Origin of the sequence: Streptomyces sp. NPDC002580 (assembly GCF_042889485.1) — a bacterium.
Classification (GTDB): domain Bacteria; phylum Actinomycetota; class Actinomycetes; order Streptomycetales; family Streptomycetaceae; genus Streptomyces.
Genome location: NZ_JBIAQZ010000001.1, coordinates 656,428 through 672,246 on the forward strand (window position 1 = coordinate 656,428; position 15,819 = coordinate 672,246).

Here is a 15,819-nt window from a genome sequence, read left to right on the forward strand (position 1 = left end):
GGGTGGCTCTCGGCCGCACCGGGCGCGCGAACATCGTGGAGAGGCGGATGCCGTGTATCGCACAGCCATGTTCCCGAAGGACCGGCAGAGGCTGAAGACCGAGGCCTCGGTGGAGAAGGACCCGGCGGGCCAGGATGTCGTGGCGCTGCGCGCCGAGATCGATCGGCTGCGGTGGGCGCTGGGCGCGCGTGCGGTCGTCGACCAGGCCTGCGGCATGGTGATGATCCTGGCGTCCTGCCGCCGTGGGCCGGCCAGGAACCTGCTGGTGGAGATCTCGCGGCACAGCAACACCGAACTTCCGGACGTGGCCGCGGCTCTGGTCGCCGCCTGGGAGGGCGAGCCGCTCTCGCGGTTGATGAAGGGGGAGCTGCGGCGTGCGCTGCGGCGGCTCTACGCGGAAGGCCGAGGGTGCGGCTCACCACGGGCGGACGAGCCGTCAGTAAGGGGCAGGTCCTGATTCACGCAGCCGATGTCCGGGAGTGGCGTGACCGCGACGTCGTGGATACGGGTTCGCACAAGATCGGTGTCCTGGAGGCGGTGTATGTGGACACCACCACGGATGAGCCCGCCATGGCCACGGTTCGCACCGGGCTGCCCACGCGGCACCGGCTGGTCTTCGTCCCCTTGGCGGACGCGATCGCAGGGCCGGACTATCTCAGGGTCGGCTATACCAAGGCACTCGTGAGGGAGGCCCCTTCGATCGGCACCGACGACGTGCTGCCCGCCGAGCAGGAGGAAGCGATCTTCAGGCACTACGGACTCGCCTACCGGCCCGGTGCGGCCGGCGAACGGCAACTGGCGCGCCGCTGAACGCTCCTGGAGAAGACGACCGCGTTGCGAGGTACGCACTGTGCACCAGGTGACCATGCCCGGTGAAGAGCAGCGGCTGTTGACGGCTGTCACTTCGACGGAGGATACGGCGTCGGCCGTCGGGATCCTGCGAACCGCAGGCCGGAAACAGGCGTGGAGGCCGGTGCGTGAAATACCGTGCCGAGCACCCGGATACTGATCGGCTGCCGCAGCCGACGGTCGAGGCACACCGGGCGCACGGACCCGCTCCGTCACTGCTCGCCCGGTGTCAGGAGGTGCGCCACTCGCGGATCTCGGCTGCCCGGATCATGCGCTGTCCCTCTTGAGAAAGACGCCCGTCGATGCGAGCCGCGCCCCTTGGAAGGTCGCGGCCCGGCCGGAACCGCCAGTTCGGCTGTGACAACGACTCCGGCGCAAACACGCCGGAGTCGCCCTTCCGGGCGGCTGCACGTGAGAGTGAGCCAACCCGCCATCCATGTTACTGCGGGTGGCGCGGCTCGTACCTTTCCCGGGCGTCGCATCAACCGCGCTCTCCTATGGCTTACGTGATCCATCCGGCGCCGAGGACATGGCCCACAGGTGACGTCGGCTTGCACCCACCGCATCCCGCCGTCCTGCAGCCGTGCCGTTGGACGCCTCCGGCCGAGTCGTCACCGTCGGCCGGTTGGCGCGGTTGTAGCAACATGAGCGCATGATCGCCGAAGACACCCAGCCGTCGGCACACGGACGACACTTCCAGCCCGCCCCCGGCACCACGCCCGACTTCCTGCACACCGGCGGAGCGGCCGTACTCGCCCTGATCGTGGCCGGCGGGCTGCTCTACAGCGCGGGCGCGGTCGTCTACGCCCTCAAGCGTCCCGATCCTTCACCGGCCTGGTTCGGCTTCCACGAGGTCTTCCACGCCCTGACCGTCGCCGCCTTCACCGCGCACTACACGGCCATCGTCCTGGCAGCCGCGTGACTGCGTTCGGGGGACGCCGAAGCGCAGGACGCGGCGGACGGGCCCGGCCGCACATGGTCCGGGAGAGGCTGGTGGGCGGGGCGGCTTCCGGGTCCCGGGGTGCAAGGTGACCTGTCCGGTGCTGGGCTTGGCACAGGTCTTTCGCGCATCCGGGGCGGAGTCCTGAGCGTCATCGAGCAGTGAAGGAGCCGCTGTGACCGCAAGAGGGCCGGGCGGCGGGCGGGCCCCCCGTCATTCCGATGGCGACAGCCGCCACGGCAGTGCGATGACCTTGGCGGGGACGCTGGAGGCGGCGGAGGCCGCGGCGCCCGTGGAGTCGCTCGACGTGGTCGCGCGCATGCTCAAGGAACATCTCGGGGCCGTGTCGGTGTCGTTCCTCATCACCGACTTCACCGGCAGCTCCGTCGTACGGCTGGGGGTGGCGGGCAGCGTCGACACCGATGAGCCCGCCCGGCGGATCACGCTGCGGGGCACTCTGTACGACGACGTGATCCGCACCCAGCGGCCGAGAGTGGAGGACAAGGGCGAGGGCGCGCTGGTGCGGATCGTCGCCCCGGTGACCAACCGCGGGGACGCCCTCGGTCTCCTCGAACTGTTCCTGCCCGTGGCGCCGGACGGGGAGGCGATGCGGGAGATCGGCGAGGCCGCGCACGCGCTGGCGTACATCGTCATCGCGAACCGGTCCTTCACCGACGTCTACCAGTGGGGCCGGCGCACCACCCCGCTGAGCCTGGCCGCGGAGATCCAGCACCGGCTGCTTCCGGCGTCGCTGGCGTGCGAGGCGGCGCAGTTCGCGGTCGCCGGCGCGCTGGAACCCGCCGACCACGTCGGGGGCGACACCTTCGACTACGTGATCGACCGGGACACCGTCCAGCTCTCCGTCACCGACGCCATGGGGCACGACGTCGACGCCGCGCTCCTGGCCACCCTCGTGGTGGGGGCCCTGCGCCGCGCACGGCGGGCCGGTGCGAGCCTTGAGGAGCAGGCCCACGAAGCCGACCGGGCTGTGCGGGACACGGCCGTGCGGGTTATGTCACCGGTCAGCTGCTGCGGATCAGTCTGCTCGACGGCGGTACCGAGTTCGTCAACGCAGGTCACCCCTGGCCGCTGCGGATGCGGGACGGCCAGGTGCGGGAGATCACTCCGGAGGTCGATATGCCGTTCGGCTTCTACGCTCCGCACACCTACCGGGTGCAGTCGCTGGACCTGCGGCCGGGGGACCGGCTGGTGATGCTGACGGACGGCATGCTGGAGCGCAACGCCAAGAACCTGGACCTGCCGGACCTGATCGTCCGCAGCCGCGCACTGCATCCCCGCGAAGCCGCGCGCGCCCTCATCGGGGCGATCGTCGACGCCGGCCATGGTCACCTGGAAGACGACGCGACCGTCATGTGCCTGGACTGGCGCGGCACCGGTCACTTCCAGCGGGACGCCGCCACCGGCGCCGACCTCACCGACGCCTCACGACCGTCAGGGGCGGGACGGGCCGCTCCCGGGCGATGACTCCGGGCGGGCGGGGGAGAAGGCGGCGACGCGGTCGCCGTGCTGCGAATCGAGCAGGTGGACGCGGGCCGACCGGCTGTCGAGTCTCACCCGGGCCACCGCGTCCAGGCATCGTGCGCAAGTCCCTCCGGCCTCAGAGCGGTTGGTTCACCGACGGGAAGGACCAGCACCCGGAGCAGCGTGGCGCCGGCCGGCTTCCAGAACTCTCCCACGTCCAGCCACCCCCAGGAACGGAGCGTGGTGAGGGTGGGGTGATCGGCCCGGTCCACCAGGGTGGCGCCGAGTGACGTCCGGTGGTCGGCCAGCAGCCGCCTCTGCAACCGGCGGGCCACGTGCGCGTCCTGCGGGTGCGGGGGGACCAGGACGTCGGTGATCGCGAAGATGCCGCCATCCGCCGCGAGTTGCTCGACGCCGCGCAGTAGGGCCCCGTCGAGCCCGATCCACCAGAAGCCGTCGCTGTGTACCGGGAATCCGAAAGCACATCCCACCAGGCAGTCCGTCTCCGCGATCACCATGGCGAAGCCCGGCCGCCGGATGTCGGCGGTGAGACGGTTCAGAAAGTTCCGGCGGCTGGGACGGCAGTACGCGTCAGGACGCGACGATGTCTCGTGGGAGTCCACGTACAGATCCGTCAGCTTCCCGCTCAAGCCCTGTGCCAGCCCGCGGTTCACCCGACGTAAGCGGACCGCTTCCATAGCGGGCGATTCGCTGCCACGGGGCTTCCGTGGCTGCCCCCGCCCCGCCCGGGCCGTCACCGCGCATCACCCGAGAGCGCAGAGGCGAGCGGAACAGCCCGGTGCCGCGGGGTCTGGGCGGTCGGGGCCGGGACATCTCCGAGCGGAGGTGACAGATGCCCGAGCGGAACGTCGAGGAGCAGGAACCCGGAGCCGGTGAGGTCGAGGATCAGGCCCAGTACGGGTGGTGGGTGGTGCAGTCGCAGGGTCCCGCCGGCCTCGGTGGTCCGCTGCGCGGCGTGGAGGAAGACGTTGAGGCCGGTGCAGTCGCAGAAGGTGACAGGGGTGAGGTCGACGTCGATGGTGCGGATACCGTCGCTCAGACATCGCGCCAGTGCCGTGCGTACCAGCGGGGCCGATTCCAGGTCGATCTCACCGGTCAGGGTGATCAGCACCCGCTTCCCTCGGTCACGGCGGTAGAGGGCTAGCTGCGGTCGGGGCATGGTGCCTCGGTTCGGTGGACCATCCGGCAGCGGACTCGGTGACGCCGGGGATCCGGCCCCCATGGCGCGCCGCCGGCAGGGCGTACGTTCGGCGGAGGCGGAGCAACGGCCGGTCCGGCAGCACACCGGACCCGCCCAGTTCCCTCCAGGGATGCGCCGGGCCACAGACGAAGAGTCCGCTCCCTGCAGCCATCTGTGTCGAGCAACGACAAGCCGCCAGGGTCCGGGACGTCCGTACAGCAGCATAGTCCTCGACCCGGTCCGGCGGGCGGCCGGAAGCCGTCCGTTCCTCGTACCCGGGCGACGCCCGGACATGATGCCGCGCGAGTACATCCGTGCCCTGCGCGGTTCTTGGGCAGGCAGCGCGAAACACGGTGACCACCGAGATCCGGAGTGACGGACCGCGCACCACGCAAGGAGGCGGCTTCGCATGACGGAGCCGAACAATCCGACTCCGCAGGCCGCACGGCCCGGACCCGGGGAGTGGAGGAGGCCGGATCCCCCTCGGAACCGCTCCGGTCAGGTGTTGGTCGCGGTGACGGATCGCCCGGGGCCCGTGCCCATGGCCCGGTGGTGGGCGGCGAGACGGGACGCGGGCACCTCGGAGTCGTAGACGGCCACCTTGCCGATCCCACCGTCGAAGTACGACTTGGTGCCGGTGGTGCCGATCCGCATCGGGGAGTCGGTGTTCCCGGGGGTGATGCCGTAGTCGTCGAGGGCGTCCTGGTCGCGGAGCACCCCGTCCTTGTAGATCTTGACGTACCCGGTGGGGTAGGCGTCGCTCTTCTCGCGGGTATTGATCACCATCGCGTAGTGGATCCACTCGCCCGGCTTGATCCGGTCCTCGAAGTACGATCCGGCGCCGAGACCCCCGTCGGGGTTGAAGGCGTATCCGCTGATGCGGTTGGCGCGGAGTTCGGTGTTGTCCCGCGAATAGACGCGGGCCAGCCACTCGGACCGGGCTTCCGTGCCGGAGGCCTTGCCGAGCCAGTTGACGTAGCCGGTGCCCACGGTCTTGGCGAAGGTCAGCGTGTCGGGCCGTACCCACGCTTCCACGGTCAGTTCGCCGGTCGTGGTGACGGAGAGCCGGTCGTCGTCCGGGACCTCCACGTACTGCGAGGTTCCGTCGAACAGCGAGGCACGGTCACCGTTGGGCAGGGAGGTGACGCCGGGCGCGTGGTGGTAGGTGGCCTTGAGGGTGCCCGCCGGCCGCTGCTTCGTGGCCCCGGCGCCGAGCGGCAGGTAGACGGCCGGGGAGTCGGCCCGGACCTCCGCGTCGTAGGACGTGGGCCGGTTGCCGGACGGGGGCGGGCCGCCGCAGGCCGTCTGTGTCACCGCGCCACCGGCGATGGCCACGGCCAGAAGACAGGCCGTGCGTCGTCTTCGGGTCACGGCTCGGACGCCCAGCGCTCGGTGAGGGAGTGCCGCAACGATGCGCCCGGCACGGGGAATCGGCAGTGAGGTGCTGCCGCGATGCCACAAGTCATAAGGGATGCCCGCTTGTTCCGCGATCATGGCCGGCCCGGACCGCGGACACGGCGCCTCGCGAGGGTGGTTACCACTCGCCTTGTCCGGCGCCCCGGTTCTTTCACCCGCATGACGCCTCGCTCACGGAGCAGCCACTCCGCAGCCTTCGTCCATTGTTCCACGCGGCGAGTCGGCGAGGAGGGGTGAAGCGTGTGACCTGCCCGACGCGACGGCGGAAAGCCTCACGCCGTATGAGGTGACAGCCGCGCGCGGGGTGACAGCCGTCGGCCCTAAAGAATGCGTAAGTGATATGCGCCACTTTTCTTGTTCATCCGGGAAATAGCTGCTATGTCACATCCGCCCGGGCGCCGAAAGGGCTCCCCGTCGAGTGAAAAGCGGGCGAAATCCCTGGTCGGCGGGTAGGTAGCGATTTCGTAAAGGGGCGGGGGTGTCGATTGCGACGGCATTGCCGGCGGTTGCCCAATAAATGGACATTTGGGATGGTTGTGGTGTTCAAGGACATTGCACGAAGAGGATTCGGGGTCCCCACAGCGGCAATGCATGCGCGCCCATCGGTGTGTATTCCCACGAGACCCTGGAGCGTCGAAATGCCTCTCAACACCCTTTCCGCGTCGCACGGACTCCACCTCGGCGCGACGTTCGAGCCCCTCAGCGGTGAGACCGCTCTGGAGGCCGAGGATGTGGGGGCTGTGGCGGTCGTGGGCCTCGGCTACGTGGGCCTGCCGACCGCGCTCGGCCTGCTGGCGGCCGGCACCGAGGTGATCGGCATCGATGTCAGCGCCGAGCGACTGGCCGACGTCCGCGCCGGTGCCGTCGACCTGTTGCCCAGTGACCTGGAGCGGCTGGAGCGTTTCAACGGCGACCCCCGCTTCACCGTCACCGACGACCCGGCGGCGCTCGCCCGCGCCCGCACGGTGCTGGTGTGCGTGCCGACGCCCGTCGACCGCCACCTCGCCCCCGACCTGCGGGCCCTGACCGCCGCGGCCTCCACGGTGGTCGAGCACGCGGTGGCCGGGCAGCTGCTGATGCTGACCTCCACCACGTATGTCGGCACCACCCGTGACCTGCTGGAGGAGCCGCTGGCCAAGCGCGGCTTCACCGTCGGCGAGGACATCTTCGTAGCCTTCTCGCCGGAGCGGATCGACCCCGGCAACGCCAAGCACACCCAGGACACCACCCCGAGGGTGGTCGGCGGCGCGGGCCGGGAGACCATCGACCGCGCGGTGTCGGTCATGGAGCGCACCTCCTCGTCGGTGTACGTGCTGCCCTCACCGGAGGCGGCCGAGATGACCAAGCTGTGGGAGAACACCTTCCGCGCGGTCAACATCGCCCTGGCGAACGAGTTCGCCGACAATTGCCGCGTCCTGGGCCTGGACCCGATCCCGGTCATCGAGGCCGCCGCGACCAAGCCGTTCGGCTTCATGCCCTTCTACCCCGGTCCGGGCGTCGGCGGGCACTGCATCCCCTGCGACCCGCACTACCTGCTGTGGCAGCTGCGCGCCGAGCGCAGCACCTCCCCGCTGGTCGAGGCTGCCATGCACGCCATCGCCGGCCGTCCCGGCCAGGTGGTCCGACGGGTGCGCGAGGCGCTGGGAGACCGTGGCAAGCCGCTGGACGGAGCCAGGGTCCTGATCGTCGGCATGGCGTACAAACCGGCCGTCGCCGACCTGCGGGAGTCGCCCGCGCTGGAGATCTTCGACGAACTCGTCCGCGAGGGCGCGCGAGTCCGCTTCACCGACTCGATGGTGCGCGCGGCGCTCGTGGCCGGGGAGATCCAGGAGAGCCTGATCTCCCCGCAGGACCACGAGTGGGACCTGGTGCTCGTCCACACCGTGCACCCGAACGCCGACCTGACCTGGCTGGAGGGACGGGACGACGTCCTCGACGCCACCTACCGCCTGGATTCCGTGGGCGCCCGGGAGACCCTGTGACCGACCCGCACGCGCCGGGAGCCGTGGACGCGGCCCTCGCGGCGCCCGGGGCGGTGCTGTCCGGGGTGCCGCGAGGCGGCGTCCCGGGTCAGGCGAGCCCGGCCGAATCCCACGACATGACGGTCACTCTCGAGGGGGCGGCCGTCCCGGTGGCCGCCGCCGCGTGCGGCCTCATCCTGCCGAACCCGCATCCCAAGACGTCCGTGCCGCTGCCGTCGGTCCGCTCGGCGGCCGCCGTCGGCAGGCCGCCCGGCCCGCTGACCCGCTGGACGAACCGGATGCAGACCGACGTGCGCTTCTCGGTGCGGCGGGTGCTGGCCATGTTCTGCCTGCTGCCGCTGGGCCTGATCCTGGCCCGCGAGTTCCCGCTCGTTCCCCAGAAGCCGCTGGTCATCGGTTACGGCATCACGGTGCTGGTGGGCACCATCGCCATGCTGCAGATCGCGTACAGCCGTTACGACGACCCGTCGGTCCGTACCCTCCGCAGGCGCCCCAAGGACCTCGCGTCGTTCCCGTCCCTGCCGGCCGTGCCGAAGGTGAGTTTCCTGCTCGCGGTCAAGGACGAGGTCGACTTCATCGAGGGCTGTGTCCGCTCGATGGCGGGCAGCGACTACCCGGACCTGGAGATCATCGTCATCGACGATCTGTCCGAGGACGGGACACGGGAGATCCTGGACCGGCTGGCGCAGGAGCTCGGCATCGTCCTGCTCAAGTTGGAGAAGAACCTCGGCAAGAAGCACGCCCTGGTCGAGGGAGCCGCCCTCGCGACCGGCGACGTGCTGGCGTTCACCGACTCCGACTGCGTCATCGCGCCGGACGCCCTGCGCAAGTGTGTGCAGGCCCTGGTCGACCACCCCGAACTGGGCGCGGTCAGCGGCCACTGCCGTGCGCTGAACGTGGACGAGACGATCTTCACCAAGGCCCAGGACGTCTGGTACGAGGGGCAGTTCCGGGTGGCCAAGGCCGCCGAGTCGGTCTTCGGCTCGGTCACCTGCGTCTCCGGTCCCATGGCGGTCTTCCGCCGGGACGCGGTGTACAACTACTTCCCGGCCTGGGCGGGCGACCGCTTCCTCGGTGCTCCCTTCCGGTTCGCGACCGACCGGCAGCTCACCGGATACGTCCTGGGACAGCTGTGGGTCGGCAAGCGGCTGAAGAAGCAGTACGCCGACTCCCCGTTCATCACCGCGCAGGACTATCCCGAGCGCAAGTGGCGGATCGGCTACGTCGAGTCGGCCAAGGTGTGGACCAACGTCCCCGAGCACTTCGGGCCGTTCATGAAGCAGCAGGTCCGCTGGAAGAAGAGCTTCATCCGCAACACCTGCTTCACCGGCACCTTCATGTGGCGGCGAGGGGTGGGCCCGTCCTGCCTCTACTACGGGCACGTGCTGTGGGTGATGGCCGCGCCGCTGATGGCGGTACGTCACATGATCTGGTCGCCGATGCAGGGCGGGATCTTCGTGAGCGTGCTGTATCTGTCCGGCGTGGTGCTCAAAGGAAGCATCTGGGGTCTCGCGTTCAAGCTCGACAACCCCGGTGACCCCCGCTGGCGCTACCGGCCGCTGATGAGCCTGCTGTCCGCGCTGCTGCTGTCCTGGCTGCTGCCGTACTCCCTCGCGACCATCCGTCGCGGTATCTGGTCGAGGACCCGATGATGAAGGAATTCCTGCGGCGCAAGTCGGTTCGCGTGATCACCGATGTGGTCGCCGTCGCGGTGGTGAGCTGCGTCTACCTGGTCGTCCTGTCCCGAGGGAACGTGTTGTCATGGCTGTGAAGCGCATGCGGCGCGAGCCTGCCGACGACGCCGTCGTGCACGACCACGGGCACGGGCCGGAACCCTGTCTCCGCGGCGACTACGCCGAGAAGACGGGGCACGACCGCGGCCGCGGCCAGGGCTGGGGCCGCGGCCGGACGCAGTGGCCCGTCCGCGTCCTGCTCGGGGCGCTCACCCTCGCCGTGGTGGCGGCGTCGGGCGCAACGGGCATCGAGCGCTACCTCAGCCTGAAGTACATGTCCTCGCAGGCCCCGCTGGCCCAGGCGCGGATCACCGACGCGGACGAGGTCCACTGGACGGAAGAGGGCCTGGGGCTTCCGGACCACGCCCCGCCCGTGGTGCTGGCCTTCCACGACGTCAACAAGAACAGCAAGAGCCCCTACGTGCTCACCCCGCAGGCCTTCGACGCCCAGCTGACCGCGCTGGAGCGGGCCGGCTACCGCACGCTGAGCGTGAACCAGTTCAACAACTACATGAACGGCGGTCCGGTGCCCCGGCGTTCGGTGCTGCTGACCTTCGACGACGGCACCGAAGGCTTGTGGAAGTACGCCGACCGCATCCTGGCCGCGCACAGGATGCGCGGCACGATCTTCCTGATCACCGGGTCGATGGACAAGCACCGGCCGTACTACCTGACCTGGCGCGAGATCGAGCGGATGCACCACTCGGGCCGCTGGGACTTCCAGAGCCACACCCGAGCCATGCACAGCGTTCAGCCCGTGGACGCCATGGGTGACACGGGGGCACCGCTGGCGAACCGTCTGTGGCTGAAGAACGAAGGACGGCGGGAGACCCCGACCGAGTACCGTGCCCGGGTGCTCCACGACCTCGTCGGCTCCAACAGCGACATCGTCCGCCACGGCATGCCGACCCCGTCGATGTTCGCCGTCCCCTTCTCCGACGAACAGGGCGAGCAGGACGCCGACTCGACGGACGCGCACGCCAGACATGTGCTGAAGCAGCTCTTCCCGCTCGTGATGACGAACCGCTCCAGCGTTCCGCTCACCGCCAGCAGGCGGTCCGCGGCGGAGGGCTACGTCCAGCGGGTCGAGGTCGTCGCCCGGACCACTCCCGCGCAGATGCTGGCGGACGTGGCGCAGCACGTCCAGGTCCCGGCCGACGTGCCCCGGCCGCTGTCCGAGCCGGGGAACTGGGGAGGGCGCCAGACCAGCACGGGCTTCGGCGTCTTCGTGGGCAGGGCGCCGTCGTCGCCGAACACACCCCGCTACGCCAAGGCCGACTTCCGGCCCGACAGCAGTGTCGACTGGACGGACTACCGGGCCACCGCGGTGCTCGGCTCGCTGGGCAACGGCACCAACCAGGCCGCGCTGGGCGTCCGGACCAACAGCAAGGAACCGATGACCGTGGTCGTCACCCGGAGCCGGGCGATCCTGCTGGCCGACGGCTATCGGGTGGCCTCGCAGCCGTTGGACCCGAAGTCCGATCACACCGTGACCGTCGAAGTCGGGCGGGACACCACCACGGCCTATGTCGACGGTCACGTGAAACTGACCTATGAGTCGACGAAGCCCTCCGAGCAGCTCTCCGGCGGTGTCACCATCCGGTCCGGCATCAACAAGGCCGGGAACGAGTGGCCGGTCTTCAAGACGCTCGACATCTCGCCGCTCAAGAGCGCGCCGCACAGCGGATGAGTCTGACAGCCGCGCCTCCCGGTCCCGCGCGGGACGCCGGGCCGGGAGGGGCGCCGCCGGGCGATCAGCGCCTGAGCACCCGGCTCAAGTGCCGCTGTTGATCGTGGCGTTGGTCACGGCACCCTTGCTGACGTTCCACTTGCTCAGGACCTTCCCGTAGGAACCGTCCCGGATGGCGGCGTTCAGGGCTCCCCGGATCGCGTCCCGCAGTTCGGTGTTCGAGGCCAACACCGCGATGCCGTACGGTCCGGGATCGATCTGATCGCCGACGATCTCGAAGTCCTCGCCGCCGCCCGAGGTCTGTACGGCGTACGAGGTCACCGGGAAGTCGGCGACGTCGGCCACCGCACCACCGGACTTGAGGCGGGCCTGCGCCTCCTGGTGGGTGTCGTAGGCCTCGATGTCGATCGGCTCGTCGCACTTCTGCGCCTGGAGCAGGTCGTACGTGGTGCTGCCGCTCTGCACGGCCGTCCTCTTGCCGCAGAGGTCGGCCAGCGACTCGATGTTCTCCGGATTTCCCTTCTTCACCATGATCGACGATCCGGAGGTGAAGTAGTCGACGAAGTCGATGTCCTCGCCGATCTTCTCCCCTGTGGAGGGGTCCAGCCCCTTCTGGCGTTCTTCGGTGTCGTTCAGCGCGGACATCGCGATGTCGTAGTGCTTGGCCCGGAGATTGGCGAGGAGGGTGTCGAACGTGCCGTTGCTGAACTGGAACCGCACCCCCAGTTCACGGCCCAGCACGGCGGCGAGGTCGGGGTCGGCGCCGGTCGGCCTGCCGTTCTGGATGAACTCCATCGGCGGGTAGAGCATGTCCGAGCCGACCTTGATGACGCCGGCCTTCCGCACCGAGGCGGGCAGTGTGTCGTACAACGGCCCCTTGCCCGGGTCGGAGGCGGACGGCGAGGCGGCCTCGGGGCTCTCGTCGCCGCAACCGGTCACGGCCAGAGCGGCGGCGACCGTGATCGCTCCGAGTGCGGTGAGGTGTCGCGCCATCCGGACAGCTCCTCTCAGGTGCCCTGCCCGGTCACGAACCGGCGATTCGCACCTGTAAGCGATCTTTGGTCGCCATTAGGGCATTTTGCCCCTTTGTGTGTCAATGCGCCGGACTCCTTGCAGGGTGTCGTTCATGCGAGCGGCTGAGACCGGCCGGGCCGCCCGGAGCGGGGGGTGCCGATGAATGCCCCGTCAAACGGCGTTGCCCGCAAGGCCGTTGGCGACCGCGTCCGGCGGCCGAAGGGCACCCGTGGCCCTTGTCCGCCGTGTAGCTTCTACCCGTCAGTAGCGGCTTGAGCAAGGGTGGATGCGTGGTTGCCTCTCCGTGGACCGAGAAGTTCGCCGCCTGTCTTCGCATCCTGAAGGACCGCAGCGGCCGGGGCTACGACCGCCTCGGCAAGGAGGCGGGAGTCAGCGGTTCCAGCCTGCATCGCTACTGCTCCGGTCTCAGCGTCCCGACGGACTACCGGGTCGTGCACGCCTTCGCCAAGGTGTGCGGCGCCAGCGCGGAGGAACTCCGCGAACTCCACCGGCTGTGGGCGCTGGCGGACACCGACCGGGACGCCCCGGCCGTCAAGGAGAAGCCGGAACCGGAACCGGAGTCGGAACCGATGTCGGCGCCGGAGGGTCCCGCCGTGCCTGTGCGGGTGAGCCCCGGGCCCGAGGAACCCGGCGCGACGGTGCGGGCGGGTTCCGGGCCGGGCGGCGACCCCGTTCCGGACAGCGCCCCCGGCGAGACGGACCGGCCGCGCCGGTTCCAGGTGCCCGGGAAGCTGTCCCCCCGTTCCGCGGTGCTGGCCGCCGTGGTCTCGGTGGTGCTGGTGGCCGGCTTCGTGTGGCTGCCCGGCGGGCCCGTCGCCGACGCCTCGGGGGAGTCCCGCGACGGACTGCTGTACTCCCCGGCGTGCGAGTCGGTGAGCATGGGGCAGCACGACGCGTGCGTGCGCGAGGTCCAGACCCTGCTGGTCCGGGCGAAGGGCCGGCTCGCCGTCGACGGGGACTTCGGGCCGGAGACCCTGCGCAGGCTGACCGCGTTCCAGGTGCTGGCGGACGTGCCGGCCAGGAGCGTGGTCGACGAGGCCACCAGGAAGGCCCTCTACGAGCGGGGGACGAGCATGGCGACCTGGTCGCCGGAGCGGGTGACGAAGCGGATCCGTGAGGTGTTCGCCGAGGATCCCGGCACCGCCGTGGCCATCGCCCGCTGCGCGTCGTTCCTCGACCCGCTGTGGGTGCTGCCCAACACCAACGGCAGCCGGAACTGGGGCGTGTTCCAGATCTCCGACGCCCGCCTGCGGGAACTCGACGGCACACCGCGGCGGGCCCTGGACCCGGAGTGGAACATCAAGGCCGCCCACCGGCTGTGGAGTGTCCGGCGCGACTTCCACGACTGGCCCTCCTGCGAGGCGGCGCGGAAGGACTTGAAGGACGTGCCGAAGGGCTGAAGCGGTAAGGCTGAAGCCGGAAGCCCGGGTACCGCCGCCGCGGCACCCGGGGACCCTCCCCCGCTCCGGATCACCCGGGACCGGATCGCCCGGCCCCGGGTCACCCGGGAGCTGTCAGATCGTGCCGCCCTCCCACCACCAGGCGCGGCCGAGGTCGGCCCTGCTGTCGACGTGCTGGTGATCGACGGTGTACCGCTCCAGCCCGGAGAACCCGCAGGTCTCCGCCTTCTGGTAGACGGTCCTGGTGGCCACGCCGGGCATGTCGAGGTCGGCCGCGGTGCCGTACAGGTGCATGCTGTCGCTCGCCCCGCCGATGTCGGCGTTGTGCGCGATGCTGCGGAAGCCGGAGTTGACCGTGACCGGCTTGTCGCCGAGCTTCTTGCGCAGCGCCTCCAGCTTGTCCATGCAGCGGCGGGCGTTCTCCTTGTCCTTCCGGGACGGTGTGCGGGTGCGTACGCAGGGGTCGGCGGGCGAGCCGGAACGTCATGTCGCGCACGTGCCGACGACGGCCCACGGGGCGACCGGATCGCCCCCGCGTCCCCGCTCGTCCGGAATCACCGGTTGGCCAGCCGGTCCAGATCGGCCTGGGTGCCGTTGAACACGTCCGCGGTCGCCGGTGCCTTGACGCCCGGGACGAGCGCGGCCTCGGTGTACTGCCACATCGACCAGGTCGTCGAGCCGTTCGGCAGCGGCGGCTGGGTGATCGACTGGCGGTAGTCCGCGAGTTGCAGCGGATACCGGGCGAAGGCGGTGGTCGAGCCCAGGCAGTCGTCCAGGAACGACTTCTGGGTGTAGATCATCGGAGTACGGCCGAAGGCCGTCTCCACGCGGTCGAGCCAGACCTTGGCGTCGGCCACCGTGCCGTACGTGGGACAGCGCCCGCTGCCGTCGTCCATGCGCTCCAGGTCGAATATCGGCGGCAGGTCGCCCGCGCGCTGCCCGGTGTAGCCCGTCGCCTGCACGGCGGCGATGAACCGGTCGGCCTGCGCGGCACCCGTGTCGGCCGCCGTGCCCGTGTAGAAGTGGTACGGCGCGACGGCCAGCCCCGCAGCCCTGGCCGCCGGGAGGTCGGTGGCGAGGTACTCGTCGGTGACGTTCAGTCCGCGGGTGGCCTTGACCGTCGCGAACTCGACACCCGAGGCCCGTACGGCCTTCCAGTCGATCGGCGCGCCGCCGGGGTGCTGGTACTTGGCCGTGTCCAGGCCGTCGATCGGGTAGCCGGCGGGGCGCGGTGGCGTGCAGTACGTGTCACGGCTGGACCAGTCCACCAGCTTCGCCCAGGTGTTCGGGCCCACCGTGCCGTCCGTGCCGAGGTTGGCGCAGTTCTGGAGTTCGATGATCCGGTTCTCGGTCCCGCCCCCGAACGTGCCGTCGACCGTCAGCGGCGGATAGTGGAACGGCTCCATGGCCAGGTTCAGGCGGCACTGCACCTCCTTCACCTCGCTGCCCGTAGCCCCCAGGCGCAGCGTCGGGCGCGCGTCGCTGTGGCCGCACACGGTCGCCTGCGCCGTGCCCGACGCACCCTGGTCCGCGCAGGTGTGCGGCTGGGCGGCCCAGACGTTCAGGGCCGTCCAGGTCTGCGGGCCGAGCACACCGTCCACGCCCAGCCCGGCGCACCGCTGGAACTCCTTCAACCGCGTCTCGGTACCCGCCCCGAACGAGCCGTCCGCCGCGATCGGCGTGTACTTGCTCGGCTTCGTCGCGAGATTGAGCTCGCACTGCGCCTCGACCGCCGAGGCCCCCGTCGATCCCCGCTGCAGCGTGGGCTGTGCGCTCGTGTGCCCGCAGACCGCGACCGCGGCTGCCGCGGCGGATTCCGCCGCCTGCGCCACCGTGGGCCCGTACAGGGGCAGGACCGCTGCCACGGCGAGGGTCAGGCCCCGCAGAAGCGTCTTTACCATCCGGTGTTCCCCCTCTTGCTCTGATGAGTGGCCGGGAGCCCCCGGCGCCGATCATGCTGGCAGCGGTCGTCCCGCGGCGGATCCCCTCAGCGACGGATTGGGGCGCCGGGACGGTCACACGCCGCTGACCTGCGGGGACCGATCACCGCTGGGACGGAGCTGGGACACGGAGGGCGGCGCGGGAGCCCCG

Annotated in this window: 13 protein-coding genes and 2 pseudogenes; 9 read left to right on the forward strand and 6 right to left on the reverse strand. The window is 70.3% G+C overall.

Annotated features, from left to right (window positions below; translation table 11 throughout):
* The first annotated feature begins 52 nt into the window (after positions 1-52).
* The 4 genes and pseudogenes from ACFYW7_RS02790 (at position 53) to ACFYW7_RS02805 (ending at position 3,274) form a co-directional block, all read left to right on the forward strand.
* On the forward strand, positions 53-457 hold the full coding sequence (locus ACFYW7_RS02790) for an ANTAR domain-containing protein (RefSeq protein WP_389497194.1): 405 nt from the start codon (positions 53-55) through the stop codon (positions 455-457).
* Positions 454-810, forward strand: coding sequence for a PRC-barrel domain-containing protein (locus ACFYW7_RS02795; protein ID WP_389498534.1), 357 nt, complete (start codon positions 454-456; stop codon positions 808-810). Before ACFYW7_RS02790 ends, ACFYW7_RS02795 begins: the two co-directional genes overlap by 4 nt.
* Before the next feature lie 757 nt (positions 811-1,567).
* Positions 1,568-1,771, forward strand: a pseudogene (locus ACFYW7_RS02800) (hemolysin III family protein); the annotation flags it as partial.
* Between the two features lie 265 nt (positions 1,772-2,036).
* Positions 2,037-3,274: pseudogene (locus tag ACFYW7_RS02805) on the forward strand (PP2C family protein-serine/threonine phosphatase).
* A gap of 86 nt (positions 3,275-3,360) precedes the next feature.
* On the opposite strand, the gene ACFYW7_RS02810 reads toward ACFYW7_RS02805, so the two are convergent.
* The 3 genes from ACFYW7_RS02810 to ACFYW7_RS02820 form a co-directional block, all read right to left on the reverse strand.
* The gene (locus ACFYW7_RS02810; RefSeq protein WP_389497195.1) at positions 3,361-3,945 is read right to left on the reverse strand and encodes a hypothetical protein; all 585 of its coding nucleotides are present in this window, start codon (positions 3,943-3,945) and stop codon (positions 3,361-3,363) included.
* Positions 3,946-4,025: 80 nt separating this feature from the next.
* A complete protein-coding gene (locus ACFYW7_RS02815; protein ID WP_389497196.1) occupies positions 4,026-4,451 on the reverse strand; it encodes an STAS domain-containing protein in 426 nt (141 codons plus the stop codon).
* A gap of 519 nt (positions 4,452-4,970) precedes the next feature.
* Entirely contained in the window at positions 4,971-5,843 is an 873-nt protein-coding gene (locus ACFYW7_RS02820) for a LamG domain-containing protein (RefSeq protein WP_389497197.1), read from the reverse strand.
* 683 nt (positions 5,844-6,526) lie between these two features.
* Here ACFYW7_RS02820 and ACFYW7_RS02825 point away from each other — a divergent pair.
* The 4 genes from ACFYW7_RS02825 to ACFYW7_RS02840 are packed head-to-tail and all read left to right on the forward strand — an operon-like array spanning position 6,527 to position 11,293.
* Entirely contained in the window at positions 6,527-7,870 is a 1,344-nt protein-coding gene (locus tag ACFYW7_RS02825; protein ID WP_389497198.1) for a nucleotide sugar dehydrogenase, read from the forward strand.
* Positions 7,867-9,522, forward strand: coding sequence for a glycosyltransferase (locus ACFYW7_RS02830; protein ID WP_389497199.1), 1,656 nt, complete (start codon positions 7,867-7,869; stop codon positions 9,520-9,522). Before ACFYW7_RS02825 ends, ACFYW7_RS02830 begins: the two co-directional genes overlap by 4 nt.
* The gene (locus ACFYW7_RS02835) at positions 9,519-9,641 is read left to right on the forward strand and encodes a hypothetical protein (protein WP_389497200.1); all 123 of its coding nucleotides are present in this window, start codon (positions 9,519-9,521) and stop codon (positions 9,639-9,641) included. The genes ACFYW7_RS02830 and ACFYW7_RS02835 overlap by 4 nt, the downstream gene beginning before the upstream one ends.
* Entirely contained in the window at positions 9,632-11,293 is a 1,662-nt protein-coding gene (locus tag ACFYW7_RS02840) for a polysaccharide deacetylase family protein (protein WP_389497201.1), read from the forward strand. Before ACFYW7_RS02835 ends, ACFYW7_RS02840 begins: the two co-directional genes overlap by 10 nt.
* A gap of 84 nt (positions 11,294-11,377) precedes the next feature.
* Here ACFYW7_RS02840 and ACFYW7_RS02845 read toward each other — a convergent pair whose 3' ends face one another.
* A complete protein-coding gene (locus tag ACFYW7_RS02845; RefSeq protein WP_389497202.1) occupies positions 11,378-12,286 on the reverse strand; it encodes a transporter substrate-binding domain-containing protein in 909 nt (302 codons plus the stop codon).
* Positions 12,287-12,597: 311 nt separating this feature from the next.
* Between ACFYW7_RS02845 and ACFYW7_RS02850 the strand changes: the two genes are divergently transcribed.
* Positions 12,598-13,728, forward strand: coding sequence for a helix-turn-helix domain-containing protein (locus tag ACFYW7_RS02850; RefSeq protein ID WP_389497203.1), 1,131 nt, complete (start codon positions 12,598-12,600; stop codon positions 13,726-13,728).
* Between the two features lie 114 nt (positions 13,729-13,842).
* Here the strand turns inward: ACFYW7_RS02850 and ACFYW7_RS02855 are convergent, their stop codons facing one another.
* Both ACFYW7_RS02855 and ACFYW7_RS02860 read right to left on the reverse strand, forming a co-directional pair.
* Positions 13,843-14,133 (reverse strand): D-Ala-D-Ala carboxypeptidase family metallohydrolase, encoded by a 291-nt coding sequence (locus ACFYW7_RS02855; RefSeq protein WP_389497204.1) that lies wholly within the window; start codon positions 14,131-14,133, stop codon positions 13,843-13,845.
* 149 nt (positions 14,134-14,282) lie between these two features.
* Positions 14,283-15,629, reverse strand: a complete 1,347-nt coding sequence (locus ACFYW7_RS02860; protein WP_389497205.1) for a GH25 family lysozyme — start codon at positions 15,627-15,629, stop codon at positions 14,283-14,285.
* Positions 15,630-15,819: the final 190 nt, after the last annotated feature.

What these genes read in the sequence shown, in the direction of transcription:
- ACFYW7_RS02815 (WP_389497196.1), bottom strand. Translation starts at nt 4,451, where the DNA reads ATGCCCCGACCGCAGCTAGCCCTCTACCGCCGTGACCGAGGGAAGCGG.
- ACFYW7_RS02825 (WP_389497198.1), top strand. Translation starts at nt 6,527, where the DNA reads ATGCCTCTCAACACCCTTTCCGCGTCGCACGGACTCCACCTCGGCGCG.
- ACFYW7_RS02835 (WP_389497200.1), top strand. Translation starts at nt 9,519, where the DNA reads ATGATGAAGGAATTCCTGCGGCGCAAGTCGGTTCGCGTGATCACCGAT.
- ACFYW7_RS02840 (WP_389497201.1), top strand. Translation starts at nt 9,632, where the DNA reads ATGGCTGTGAAGCGCATGCGGCGCGAGCCTGCCGACGACGCCGTCGTG.
- ACFYW7_RS02845 (WP_389497202.1), bottom strand. Translation starts at nt 12,286, where the DNA reads ATGGCGCGACACCTCACCGCACTCGGAGCGATCACGGTCGCCGCCGCT.
- ACFYW7_RS02855 (WP_389497204.1), bottom strand. Translation starts at nt 14,133, where the DNA reads ATGGACAAGCTGGAGGCGCTGCGCAAGAAGCTCGGCGACAAGCCGGTC.
- ACFYW7_RS02860 (WP_389497205.1), bottom strand. Translation starts at nt 15,629, where the DNA reads ATGGTAAAGACGCTTCTGCGGGGCCTGACCCTCGCCGTGGCAGCGGTC.